9 protein-coding genes and 1 pseudogene are annotated in these 13,195 nt (G+C 64.5%); 7 read left to right on the forward strand and 3 right to left on the reverse strand.

The features are described 5' to 3' along the window. The 3 genes and pseudogenes from ACFVJ3_RS01765 to ACFVJ3_RS01775 all read right to left on the reverse strand — a co-directional run. Positions 1-197, reverse strand: a pseudogene (locus ACFVJ3_RS01765) (aldehyde dehydrogenase family protein); the annotation flags it as partial. 25 nt (positions 198-222) lie between these two features. After that, positions 223-1,626, reverse strand: a complete 1,404-nt coding sequence (locus ACFVJ3_RS01770) for a 2-oxoadipate dioxygenase/decarboxylase family protein (RefSeq protein ID WP_378450412.1) — start codon at positions 1,624-1,626, stop codon at positions 223-225. Between the two features lie 28 nt (positions 1,627-1,654). Next, the gene (locus ACFVJ3_RS01775) at positions 1,655-2,806 is read right to left on the reverse strand and encodes a Glu/Leu/Phe/Val dehydrogenase (protein WP_378450413.1); all 1,152 of its coding nucleotides are present in this window, start codon (positions 2,804-2,806) and stop codon (positions 1,655-1,657) included. 100 nt (positions 2,807-2,906) lie between these two features. Between ACFVJ3_RS01775 and ACFVJ3_RS01780 the strand changes: the two genes are divergently transcribed. The 7 genes from ACFVJ3_RS01780 to ACFVJ3_RS01810 all read left to right on the forward strand — a co-directional run bounded on the left by ACFVJ3_RS01780 (position 2,907) and on the right by ACFVJ3_RS01810 (position 13,107). Further along, a complete protein-coding gene (locus ACFVJ3_RS01780) occupies positions 2,907-3,830 on the forward strand; it encodes a LysR family transcriptional regulator (protein WP_378450414.1) in 924 nt (307 codons plus the stop codon). Between the two features lie 831 nt (positions 3,831-4,661). Further along, on the forward strand, positions 4,662-5,819 hold the full coding sequence (locus ACFVJ3_RS01785) for an NAD(P)/FAD-dependent oxidoreductase (protein ID WP_378450415.1): 1,158 nt from the start codon (positions 4,662-4,664) through the stop codon (positions 5,817-5,819). A gap of 45 nt (positions 5,820-5,864) precedes the next feature. After that, complete coding sequence (locus tag ACFVJ3_RS01790) at positions 5,865-7,622, forward strand: thiamine pyrophosphate-binding protein (RefSeq protein ID WP_378450416.1); 1,758 nt, start codon at positions 5,865-5,867, stop codon at positions 7,620-7,622. A 125-nt stretch (positions 7,623-7,747) separates the two neighbouring features. Beyond that, complete coding sequence (locus ACFVJ3_RS01795) at positions 7,748-9,046, forward strand: MFS transporter (protein ID WP_378450417.1); 1,299 nt, start codon at positions 7,748-7,750, stop codon at positions 9,044-9,046. Next, positions 9,043-9,789, forward strand: coding sequence for a hypothetical protein (locus ACFVJ3_RS01800; RefSeq protein WP_378450418.1), 747 nt, complete (start codon positions 9,043-9,045; stop codon positions 9,787-9,789). Before ACFVJ3_RS01795 ends, ACFVJ3_RS01800 begins: the two co-directional genes overlap by 4 nt. Continuing rightward, positions 9,783-10,760: a LysR family transcriptional regulator gene (locus ACFVJ3_RS01805; protein WP_378450419.1), complete on the forward strand. Its 978-nt coding sequence runs from the start codon at positions 9,783-9,785 to the stop codon at positions 10,758-10,760. Before ACFVJ3_RS01800 ends, ACFVJ3_RS01805 begins: the two co-directional genes overlap by 7 nt. Before the next feature lie 124 nt (positions 10,761-10,884). Further along, a complete protein-coding gene (locus tag ACFVJ3_RS01810; RefSeq protein WP_378450420.1) occupies positions 10,885-13,107 on the forward strand; it encodes a thiamine pyrophosphate-dependent enzyme in 2,223 nt (740 codons plus the stop codon). Positions 13,108-13,195 lie beyond the last annotated feature (88 nt).

Consider the following 13,195-nt stretch of genomic DNA (forward strand, 5'->3'; position numbering starts at 1 on the left):
CTTGCCGCCGACGTGATCGCGTCGTCGACCTCGCGCGCGGTACTGGCCTGCAGCCGGCCGATGACCTCACCATTGATCGGACTCCGCGACACCACATCCCCGGTGCCGCCGATGTCGGCAACGTCGGCACCGAGCGTGGACAGGATCGCGGTCGCTTCCTCGGCGAAAAGTCCGGGAGCGGGAAAATTCGTGTTCATGTTTGTCTCCAAGTCGGTTTCAGTTCTATACAGCGGTCGTGTTCAGGTGCCGGTGTTCAATTCCGAGATGTGTCAGGCTTTCTCGGAGCGACGCGTCCTGCTGTTTGCGATACAGCGCCTCGGGGGTGTGCACTTCCCGGTCGAGAGCGCCTGCGAACCAGTCGATGGTGTAGTCGGCGCCGGTATTCGTCGTGTCCTTCGTACCGTTGCCGGACAGATTCGACTGGAAGATCCCGGCCGCGCTGCGCGGAAGGAAGTCCTCGTACACGATCGGTGTGGCCACCAGCGCTCCCGACCGAACCAGTGCGGCCGGATCGCGATCCTCCACACCGGACGGGGAGTGCACGTCGCCCACGCGGTACGTGAAATACGCGAGCGCCTTTTCCTCGAGACCGGCTTCCGTGGTGGGGAAGTCGGAGGCGTCCCACACCGACCGGCCGGCGTCCTGCCACGCCGAACCGTGGCGTGCGGCGGCATCCGTCTCCGCCATGAGAGCGTCGTAGCGTTCCCGACCGCGGGGAGTGAGCGCGATTCCGCGCGACTCGACCTCACCGAAGCGCACCCGCAGCGTGCCGTCGACGACCTCTCCGTTCGATTCACGGAACTTGCGGGGCTCGGCGAGGGCTCGGAACGAGGTTTGCCGGAGCAGAACGTCGGGGCCGTTCCATCTCGGCGGGCCCTGGATCTGGTCGATCATCTTCAGGCCCCGTCGTTGCATCCGGGTGTAGAGCTCGTCGATGTCCAGGACACGCGGGGTCAGGTGATTGATGTGGGTTCGTGTGACTCCGCCGATGTCGGCGGCCACGGCCGAGACCTGCTCGAGTTCGGTGTACCACGCACGATCGGTCGGTTCGGACGACAACTCGAATGCGGAGGTCGCCAAGTGGACGAACGTATCGGCCTCGGCGGAGGGAAGACCGTGTTCGGCGATGGCACGCTCGGCCATCGTGAGTAGTTCCTCGCCGAACAGTGTGCGTCGACCGAGGAACGTCTCGAGCCGGCTCTGCAGGTCTTCGGAGAAGAAGCGGCGATCGTCGACCGCGAGCATCGACGTGAACACGCGAAACGGGTTGCGCGCGAGTTCGTCGGCGTCCACCGGCCGGAAGGCCGTCGACACGACCGGAACTGCGCTCCGCGCTGCGTCGCGCAGGTCGTAGAACCCGACGGGGTGCATACCGAAACCGGCGAAGATCGTGCCGACCTCACGGAGTTCCCGGGGAGTGCCCACGCGGATCGCGCCGTGTCTCTCGGCCGTCACCCGGCCGATGTCGCCGAGCCGCTCCGCGTCGTCGCGGCCGGCGACGACGGCTGTGTTGATGTCCTCGCACACGTCGACGAGTGTGGCGTAGGCCGGTACCTCACGGCCATACATCGAGGACAATGCGGCCGCGAATCGCGCCCGCAGCTGCCATGTGGGGATTACGGTCATAATTCTCATGCTCCGATCGGTGTCGCGGTCATGCGTTCGCGCGGATCTGACCTCGCGCCACCATCGCGGCACGCACCCGCGACTGGGCGATACGACGAGCGGCATCGTGTGGCAGGGCGCCGTGCGCCGCGACCTCGTCGAGAACTTCGTTGGTGTTGGCCCGAAGGCGCTGGGAGACGAGGTCGAGTACGGCCTTTCCTTCCGGGCGGAACGGAGAGTAGCGAGCCTCCATGGCGACACCGGCCGCCACGATTCCTCCGGCGTTGGCGACGAAATCCGGAACGACCAGTACGTCGTTGCGCGCAAATACCTTCAGTGCCTGCGGGCTGGCAGGCAGGTTGGCGCCTTCGACGACCAGCGTCCCCTTGACCTCGCGGGCGGACTGTTCGTCGATGACGTCCTGCAAGGCGGCAGGGACCAGGACGTCGCAGTCGACGAAGATCTCACGCCCCGCGGGCAGGACGGTCGCGCCCGGGTAGTGCTCGACCAGGTGATCACCGAAATCTGCTTTCAGTTTCAGCAGCAAAGCAACATCGAGGCCATTAGGGTCGTGAAGGGCGCCCACTGACGTCGACACGGCCACGATCGTGGATCCGAATGCGGCGAAGCGCTCGGCCGCGGCAGAACCTACCGCGCCGAAGCCCTGGATGGAGATCCGTGCGTTGCCGAGGTCGATGCCCCGGCGTTCCGCGGCGACCTGAGCGGACTCGGCCACACCGAAGCCTGTGACACCGAGCCGATCGTAGGGAACGCCGCCGAGTTCGTGCGGGCTGCCGACCGCCGCGCCGCGGTCGCCGAGTTCGTCCTGGAAGATGGCCGCGTCGTTCTCGGTGAGTCCCATGTCGAGCCCGAGTACGTACTCGCGTGGTACTTCGTTGGAAAGCTTGCGGGCAAAGGCCCGGAGGATCTCTTCCTTGTTCGCTGCGTTCGGATCGCCGGCGATTCCCGCTTTCGCCCCGCCGTGAAACATATCGACGCCTGCCCATTTCCACGTCATCACCCGTGCGAGGCGTGCGATCTCGGCCACGGTGACGGTAGGGCTCATCCGCGTTCCGCCCTTACCGATTCCCCGGGCCGTGTTGTCGATGACGAGCACGCCTTTCATACCCGAGCGGCGGTCGGAAACGACCACCACTTTCTCGGGACCCCAGTCGTCGATCTGCGAGAGTAGGTCGGTCATGATCTGTGTGCTCCTGTGCTGCGTAGTGTTTGACCGTCGACCGGTTCCGGCCGACGGCGATATCGTGGACGTCTGCTCTCGACTCGAAGGATGACGCGACATGCTCAACCCAGTTCATCTGCGGACACTCGAAGTGGTGACCGAGACCGGATCGTTCGCGGCGGCGGCTCGCGAGCTCGGATACACGGCTTCGGCGGTGTCGCAGCAAATGGAGGCGCTCGAAAGAGCGTCCGGTATGCGTCTTTTCGATCGTGAGGCGCGTGGGGTCAAGATCACCGAGATGGCGAGAATGCTGACCGAACGCGCTCGGGGAGTTCTGGCCGAGCTCTACGAACTCGACGCCGACGTGCGGGGGATCGCCACCGGGCGTACCGGTCGGCTCCGCGTCGGATGCTTCCCGACCGCGGGTGCACGCATTCTGCCGTCGGCGTTGTCGAACCTGCGGGAGACCCATCCTGCAGTGGAGGTTTCCCTTCGGATCGGGGAGCCGAAGGACACCGTGCCCATGATCGAATCCGGCGAACTCGACATCGCGTTCACCTACGAGTACGCGGCGCTGCAGCAGCGATGGTCCGACGCGGTAGTCGAAAAGCCGTTGATCGTAGAGGATCTGGTATTTCTGAGCCCCTCCGATGAGGGGATTCGTGAGGCGGCGGACATCGAACGTGCCAGCACGTTGCAGTGGATCTCGAGCGGCGCCGGCACCGCCGGTGAGCTTACGATGTACCGCATCTGTGCGGATATGGGATTCGTCCCCGAGCTGAACCTCAGAACCGAATACTACGATCTCGTCACGGAATTCGTCGGCGCGGGGCTCGGAGTGGCGATCGTCCCCGCACTGGGAATCCTCGACCACCCGACTGTGTCCATCGTGCCGCTGCACTCTCCCTGGGCGCGCCGCACGGTAGCGTTGGTTCACCGTCGGAACCCCAGCAACCCGCTGATACCGGTGGTCGTCGACTCCTTCGTGGAAACGGTGACCACGCACGATTGGGGTCGGTACGTCACCGTGGCGGCGCTCTGAACGTCTCGAACTATCCACCGTGATCCCTTCCGTAGCCTGCGCGTGGTCACCGATGCATCAACCATGCATGACCGGGCGGACGACTGAAAGTGCTGGAGCGACCGACCTGGTGAGCCTCAGGCCAAGTTCTGCTTAACGGTGAAAAATGCAGGTCCAGGGCTTGCCCGTCGCCATTGAGGCCCGTCGAGGCACCGTGACCGCAGTATTTGTCATGGTGACGCTACGGCGTTGGAGGCGGCACGTCAGTCGAGGTGCTCGGCGATGGCGGTCGCCTGCTCGGATGCGTCGCGGACCGCCTGCGGCCATTGCTGCTCGCGACAGCGACCCACACGTCGTCGTGAGCCTTCGGATCCAGAATTACCCGCGAGTCCGCTTCCGGGCATGCTCACGGCACGCTTTCCCTCGCGTCGGCGTGCTCGTCGTGCCTGCACCATCGAACTGCGGAGTCAATTTCCGAGATACACATCTTCTTTACGAGCTATACAGCGGAACTGGATCTCAGCGCCTTACAGTGCCGTTCGCGTTACGCGCAGATAGCGAATGTTGTCCGATTGCCTGTTCTTTCTGCCATCTGTTGCCCATGTGTGATCGAAAGGTTTCACGGCGACCGGATTGACCGGACCCGACGTGTGAGCGGCACCACAGCTTTATCTCACGTGCAGAATCCTCGAAGCTCAACCGCTTGTTGCCGCATCACGTCGTGGCGTAAGAACAGAGACGAACGCGACATCACTGAATCGCTCGGCGACAAAGGTTTTGGCGAAACGCGTATCGGTACACACCGCTCACGTCGTCGCCCGTCTTTCGAATACAACTGGATCAGGTGAACACATGACTCTCAACGGCGGCCGAATCGTCATCATTGGTGGCGGCATAATCGGCGCATCCATCGCCTACCACCTCAGCCTCAGCGGGTACCGCGACGTCACCATCGTCGAACGCACACTCGTGGGCGAAGGCGCTACGGCATACGCGACCGGTGGCATCCGGCATCAATTCTCGTCTCGAGTGAACATCGAACTCGTGCAGCACTCGATCGAGTTCTGGAAGAACTTCGAATCACATACTGAACGTCCTCTCGATTTCCGTCGACACGGCTACCTGTTCCTCATTTCAGACGAGGCGACGTCCGAGGCGTTCGGCAAGAATGTCGCTCTCCAACGCTCCCTCGGTGTGGAGGTCGAGGTTCTCGAGCCGAGTCAGATCTGCGACGTTTTTCCGAATGTGCGGGTCGACGACTTGGTGTCGGCGACTTACACCCCCCAGGACGGGTCCGCCTCGCCGGCCGACGCGGTGGCCGGATATCTGCACCTTGCACGCCGTCACGGTGTGTCGGTTCTGCAGAACACCGAGGTCCTCGACATCGCTGTCGGCGCAGACGGTGCGGTGAAGGGTGTGATGACCTCGCGCGGCGACATCGAGGCCGAGGCAGTGGTGATCGCAGCCGGGCCGCAGAGCCGCAGGGTCGGCGCACTGTGTGGGCTCGACATCCCGGTCTTTCCGCATTCGCGGCAGGCTTTCGCGACCGCTCCCATCGCGTCGATCGACGGCAGCCTCCCTTTGACGGTGGACATGGCGACCGGCGCCTACCTTCACCCGGAGAAGAGCGGCGGCGCGGTGGTCGGTGGTAACGACCGCGGGGTCCCCTCCACCGAGGACGCCTCCGTGGACTGGGACCGCGTCGAAGGACTGGCAGCGGCGCTGTCCTACCGCTTCCCGGAACTCGGTGGACTCGAGGTCACTCGCGGATGGGCCGGTCTTCGCGAGATGACTCCGGACGATCACGCGATCGTCGGGGCAACCGACGACGTCGGCGGGTTGTTCATCGCCGCCGGTTTCTCCGGCCACGGCTTCATGCAGTCTCCCGCAGTCGGCAAATCCATCACACAGCAGCTTCTGACGGGTCGTTCCGACATCGATCTGAGCACGCTGGCTCTGTCCCGCTTCGCGGCACCGCTCGCAGGCGAACTCGAGAACGCGGTTTTCTGAGGCCGGCTCTCCACCCACCAACCCATTCCTCGAGGAGATTTCCATATGACTGTCCAGGATTTCGTCGAATCATCAGTCTCCGCTCGGACCGTTCGGTCGGGCGCAGAGTTGCTCGTCGATGCACTCGTCCGTAACGGAGTAGAGACGATCTTCGGTGTTCCGGGAGACACCGGCGTCGTCGTTTACGAACAGCTACGCCGTCGCAGCGAGGAAGTGCGGCACGTGCTCGCGAGAGACGAGCGCCACGCCGCGTACATGGCCGACGGCTACGCACGCACCCACTTGAAAGTCGGTGTCTGTGAGGCATCGAGCGGGGCAGGTGCCGTCTACCTCGCGAGCGGACTCGGTGAGGCCATGGCGTCATCGATTCCGTTGTTGGCGTTCACCACCGACATTCACCGTTCGAGCCGAGGGTCGGGCGCGATTACCGAGATCGATCAGGAGGCGCTGTTCGCCGGAGTCACGAAATGGTGCAAGACCGCGCAACACGCTTCCGAGATCCCGGAACTGGTGCGCGAAGCGCTCGAGGTCGCAGTGACCGGTCGTCCGGGGCCAGTCGCACTCGTTCTGCCCGAGGATGTTCTGGACGAGTCCGCCGATGTTCCGGTGCCTGCCGGCACCTCGGATTTTCCGGCCGATCGTTACCCTGCGGTGCAGGATCGTGTGACCCGGGTCGCCGAACGACTGGCCACCGCCGATCGCCCCGCTATCCTGGCGGGCGGCGGAGTGCACACCTCGGGTGCGTGGAAAGCGCTGAGGGAGTTCGCCGAACGTGCCGGTATCCCCGTCGCGACCACCATTCACGGCAAGGGCGCGCTCGCCGAGGATCACCCCTTGTCGCTGGGCATCGCCGGCGGTAACGGAAGCCGCGGATACGCCAACGACTACCTCACGGACAGCGACGCGGTGCTGATCGTGGGTAGTCGCGCCAACTCCACGGATACCAACGGCTTCACCATCGTCCGAAGAAGCGGACAGTGGGTCGCTCAGATCGACTCGGACCGCTCCCGCGCGGGGCGCAATTTCGAAGAGAGTGTTCCGCTGGCGGGCGACGCCGCGACCGTGTTGGGCCAGCTCATCAAAGACATCAAGCCGGTCGGGCCGGAGACTCGAGCGGTGCGAGAGTCCTGGATCGCGGATCGCAAACGCGAATGGGCCAGTCGCCTCGCGACCGAGTCGACCACCGTCGCCGAGGGCAAGATTCACCCACGCGATGTCATCCGGAAACTGCACGAAGTGTTCGGGGCAGGCACTTGGGTTGCTGCGGACCCCGGCACCCCTACCCCCAATCTCTCCGCCTACTGGGAAGCCGACGGCAACGGCTGGCGGGTGGTGATCCCGCGCGGCCACGGTCCGATGGGCTACTCGATCTCCGCGGCGATCGGTATCGCGATCGGGCACCCGGGTGAGCGGGTGTTGTGTGTTACGACCGAAGGCAGTCTCGCCATGGGAATCGGTGACTGGGAGACCGCCGAGCGACTAGGCCTTCCGATCACCTACGTCGTACTCGACAACGTGTCCTTCGCGTGGATCAAGATGCTCCAGCACCTGTTCCTCGATCGCCAGTACTTCGCCACCGAACCGGGGCCGATCGACCCCGCAGTTCTCGCACACGGCATGGGTCTGCCGGGATACCTCGCGAGCGACCTGAGCCAACTCGACAAGCTGGCACGCGAATCTTTGCACCGCGAGGGGCCAACCGTGATTCACGTCCAGGTTCCCGAGCACAAGGACGCGCCGCCGCCGGTGGCGCCGTGGCAGGCTGCGCTCGACGGTACAGCTGAGGGAAGGCCGGTTTACTGATGACCGACCCGTGTGGTGCATCGATACCGGATTTGGAAATACCATCACGTTCATGAACGTCTCCGCGAAGAGAGCTCACCATGTCTACAGTTCCTGTTACAGGCCACCCTGCTGACGATGCCGAAGTGAACGCAGCCGACAAAGTAGTCGACCGGCAAACAGCCATTCAGGCTGCGAAGTCCAGTTTTCTGGGCACATCGGCCGAGTGGTACGACTACTTTCTCTACGGTAGTGCCGCTGCCATCGTGTTCCCGAACGTCTTCTTCGACGGGCTGGGGACCACCGCCGGCACGCTGATCTCACTGGCCAGCTTCGGTGTTGCGTTCTTCTTCCGCCCACTCGGCGGCCTGATCTTCGGCCAGATCGGCGACCGAGTGAGCCGCAAGAGCGCCCTCGTCGCAACCTTGCTGATGATGGGCGCGGGCACATTCTTGATCGGATGTCTTCCCTCCTCCGCGCAGATCGGAATCGTCGCGCCCGCCATCCTGGTACTCCTGCGCGTTCTGCAGGGCATCGCGATGGGCGGCGAATGGGGCGGAGCGTCGTTGCTGGTCATGGAGTCAGCTCCGACCGACAAACGGGGATTCTATGCGGTGTCTACCCAACTCGGTGTACCGGCCGGCCAACTCGCCTCCGCCGGGATGCTGGCGTTGTTCGGCCTGCTACCCACGGAACAGTTCCTCAGCTGGGGTTGGCGTGTCCCGTTCCTACTGAGTGCGCTCATCGTCGGGGTTGGTCTCTACGTGCGAATGAAACAGCAGGAGACGCCGCACTTCGAGGCGATTCGGGAAGCTGACGAGATAGTACAGAGGCCCATCGGCGAGGTGTGGAAGAACAAGAAGAAGGTCACGTTCCTTCTAATCTTCGTCCAGTTCGCGGCCACGATCGGCTACTTCCTCTTCACCGTGTACTCCCTCGTATACGTCACCAACGAACTGGGAATCTCACGGTCGGTCCCGCTCACGGGCGTGCTGGTCGGTGCCGCCGCGTGTCTGCTGGTCATGCCCATCTACGCGGCACTGTCCGATCGGTACGGCCGTCGTCCCGTCTATGCAGCGGGAACGCTGTTCATCGGGCTCTACGCCATCCCCTTCTTCTGGCTGCTCGACACTCGCAACAACATCGTCATCATCGCCGCGATCGCGGCAGGGCTGGTCTTCGGGTGGGCCCTCCCGGGATCTATCCAGGGTCCGGTGTACACCGAGCAGTATCCGACCCGTTACCGCTACACCGGATGCTCGATCGCGTATCAGGGATCGTCCGTTGTGTCGGGCGCACCAGCACCCCTGGTCGCCGGCGCTCTGGTCAGCGCAACCGGAGCAACCCTGGCGGTATCGTGGTACGTCATGATCGGGGCAGTGATCTCTCTGGCGTGTGTGCTGGCCCTCCGGGAAACCTACCGAGTGGACTTGGCGGAAGAATGACGTCTTCATCCCCGAACCAGTCGTCTGATCAGGATGCCGACAACGAGGTCGGAATCATCATGCTCGACAACTCGATTGCACGACCGATCGGCGATGTGGGAAACCGCGAGAGCTATCCCTACCCGGTAGCTTTCGCGGTCACCCCGAATGCCCGTAACACACAGGTCGTCGAGCAGTCCGGGGCCGGTTTGTGTGAGAAGTTCGTCGACACGGCGCGCTCGCTCGAACACGCCGGAGTGTCGGCAATCTCCACGAGTTGCGGGTTTCTGGCGATCTACCAGCGGGAACTCGCCGCCTCGGTCGCCGTCCCGCTTGCGACGTCGAGCCTGTTGCAGATTCCGCTCGTGCTCAGCCTCCTGAAGCCGGAGCAGCGACTGTGCGTACTCACCGCCAACGCGAGCACGTTGTCGGATCGGCATTTCGAATCAGTCGGCATCGGCGCCGACAGTCGTGATCGGATCGACGTTGTAGGGTTCGAGAACACCGAACACACCTATGCGGCCCTGGTGGCCGAGGCTGTCGTGCTCGATCCCCGGCTAGTGGAACGCGAGATCGTCGAACTCGCTCGTTGCGCGGTTGCGCGCACCCCGCAGATCGGCGCATTCGTCCTCGAGTGCACCAACCTTCCACCGTATGCAGACGCGATTGGTGCAGCTACCGAGCGACCTGTGTGGGACGCGGTCACCCTCATCGACTGGATGCGCCGCGGGAGCCGACGATCGCGAGCGACCGCGCCATGCTGAATGTCGTTCATCTCCACACGCTGCAGATGGTGATCAAGGCAGGTTCCTTGAGCGCGGCGGCGAAGGAACTCGGCTACACCACCTCCGCAGTCTCGCAGCAGATCGCATCGTTGGAGAAATCTGTGGGTGTCGCTCTGTTCGAGCGTGGGCCGCGCAGCCTGTGGCCGACACCGGCAGGTGTCGCGCTGGTCAACCATGCCGACGCCATCGTCGCGCGCAGCGACGAGGCCGAGGACGAGATGCGAACCTATGCGCTCGGTACCCGGGGAAGGCTACGAGTGGGCGCGTCGGGAACTGTCGGCGCCCAGTTGGTCCCGAAGGCGCTCGCCCGCTTGGTAGCCACCCATCCCGGCGCCGACATCACCGTCGAAGACGACGGGCTGCTTCAGAATGGGATGACTTCGGCGATCACCGAGGGAAAGGTCGATCTCGGCCTCGTCTTCGAATACGGGTTGGTACCGCGGACCTGGCCCGAGGACGTCACGATGCGGCCCATTCTCGACGAAGAGTTGGTGGTGATCGAAGGCGGCCAGGGCACCCGTTCATCGGAGGACCGCCTCGAACTCACCGAAGTGGCAGAACAACCGTGGGTGACGAATCGAGTGGGTTCGGACGGCTCGGAGAATTTCTACCGGATCTGTGCCGCATCCGGATTCGCGCCGCAAGTGTTGTTCACCAGCAACGACTTCGACGTCATTCGCGGTCTCGTCAAGGAGCGACTGGGGCTGGCAATCGTCCCCGCCCTGGCCCTCGGTATCGACCGCTCGATACAGCTTCGTCGAATCGGACCCACCGCTCCCCGTCGACGGGTCTACGCCGCATACCGTAAGTCTGACACCAACCCCTTGATCGGCGCCGCCATCCAGGCACTCGACGAAGCCTCCGATGATTTCCTGGCATGGACGAGTAGAGCGTTCAGCTCACGTCTCGATTCGCCGATCGCACTCACTTTCGGGGATCGCAGTTCCTGAACCGGATCAGACTACTGCTCAGAGCCTTTGATCGGCGTGAGGAACAGTCGACCTTACTGTGAGGCATCGAGACTCTGATCCTGCGACCCTTGCCCGCTGATCGGCGCCACAGGATGATCTAGGAATGGCCGAACAGATCGACGACTACTTCACCTCTGTCGTGTCGGGGCTGGTCCCCGGGGAGAGTCGCTCCGGTGTCCGTCCGGAGGATCCGATCCAGCCGCCGTCACCGTTGTCGGTGCAGGGCGCTCTGGACCTCTTCGACGCCCAGGTCGGCAGCAGGCATCTCGATCTGGCGGCCCGCTGGTTGCGGTCGCGAGGTAAGGGTTTCTACACGATCGGCTCGTCCGGGCACGAGAGCAACGCCGCCGTCGCGGCCGCGCTGCGACCTACCGATCCCGCTCTGCTGCATTACCGTTCCGGTGGCTTCTTCTTGGCGCGGGCGCGGCAGGTGGACGGCAGTGATCCGCTGCGCGACGTCCTGCTCGGACTCGTGGCGGCGACGGAGGAACCGATATCGGGTGGTAGGCACAAGGTGTTCGGCCGCCGCGACCTCAACATCATTCCCCAAACCTCCACCATCGCTTCACATCTCCCACGCGCTGTCGGGGTCGCCTTCTCGATCGCCCGGTCGGAGAAGCTGCACGTGCCCTCGCCGTGGCCGGCCGACGCAGTCGCCGTGTGCAGCTTCGGGGACGCGTCCGCGAACCACTCCACGGCCGTCGGTGCCATCAATACCGCGGTGCATGCCGCCTACCAGGGGTTGCCGTTGCCGCTGCTGCTGGTATGCGAGGACAACGGGATCGGGATCAGCACCAAGACACCGCAGGGCTGGATCGCCGCGAACTTCGGTGACCGGGCGGGACTCGAGTACTTCGAGGCGGACGGCTCCGACCTGCCGGCGGCGTACGCAACGGCGAAGCATGCCGCCGACTGGGTCCGCAGGCACCGGAAGCCCGCGTTCCTGCACCTGCGCACCGTCCGGTTGATGGGTCACGCCGGCTCCGATGTCGAGGCCGCGTACCGGACGTCCGCCGAGATCACCGCCGACTTCGACCGCGACCCGGTGCTGTGCACGGCGAAACTACTGGTCGAGCGAGGACACCTGAGCCCGACCGATATCCTCGACCGCTACGAGAAGAAGCGCGCCGAGGTCCTCGGACTGGCCGAACAGGTCGGCGAGCTGCCGCAGCTCGACAGTCCCGCGGCGGTGATGAAACCCCTCGCCGACTGTGCCGAGCAGGCCGCCGCGACCGTGCCGGAGCGCGTCGACCCGGACCGTCGCGCGCAGTTCATCGGATCACCGCTTCCCGAGGAGGAAGGTCCGCTGACCACCGGTCTCGCGATCAACCGTGCCCTGCTCGACGTGCTGGCCCGATACCCCGAGGCGCTGGTGTTCGGGGAGGACGTCGCCCGCAAGGGCGGGGTCTACGGGGTGACTCGTGGCCTGATGAAGAAGGCCGGGTCGGCGCGCGTGTTCGACACGCTTCTCGACGAGCAGGCGATCCTGGGACTCGCGCTGGGCGCGGGGGTGTCCGGTCTGCTGCCCATCCCGGAGATCCAGTACCTGGCCTATCTGCACAACGCCGCCGACCAGATCCGCGGGGAAGGCGCGACATTGCAGTTCTTCTCCGACCGCCAGTACCGCAACCCGATGGTGGTGCGGGTCGCCGGATACGGGTACCAGAAGGGGTTCGGCGGGCATTTCCACAACGACAATGCGGTCGCCGCTCTGCGCGACATTCCCGGCATCGTCGTGGCGTCGCCGGCACGCCCTGACGACGCTGCGGCCATGATGCACACGTGCGCCGCGGCCGCCCGCACCGCCGGGGCGCTGTGTGTGTATCTGGAACCCATTGCGCTGTACCACACCCGGGATCTGCACGAGGACGGTGACGAGCAGTGGCTGGCATCGTATCCGGATCCTGTGAAGCAGGCAGAGAACCACGTGCCGATCGGCTCCGCTCGCACTTACGGTGACGGCACCGACCTGACCATCGTCACGTTCGGCAACGGAGTACGTATGAGCCTGCGGGTCGCCCGCCGGCTCGAACAGGCGCACATCGCTGCGCGCGTGGTGGATATGCGCTGGCTCGCACCGCTACCCGTCCACGACATCGTCCGGGAGGCGAACGCGACCGGCCGGGTGCTCGTCGTCGACGAGACCCGCAAGTCGGGAGGTGTGTCCGAAGGTGTGGTCGCGGCGTTGGTCGACGACGGCTTCACCGGAGTACTCGCACGCGTCACGAGCGACGACAGCTTCATCCCGCTCGGCGACGCCGCACTCGAGGTCCTGCTCTCCGAGGAGACCATCGAGGCCGCGGCGGTCAAACTCGTGAGCCGCTAGCGCCCGCATCCCTCGCGCTTCGCTATGACGGCAACGTCAACCGGTATCCCCTCCGCCATTGCCAAGCTGTTGTCCGGTCGGGCATGTT

It is taken from the genome of Rhodococcus sp. NPDC127593 (assembly GCF_042671975.1).
In the GTDB taxonomy this organism is placed as follows: Bacteria; Actinomycetota; Actinomycetes; order Mycobacteriales; family Mycobacteriaceae; genus Rhodococcus_F.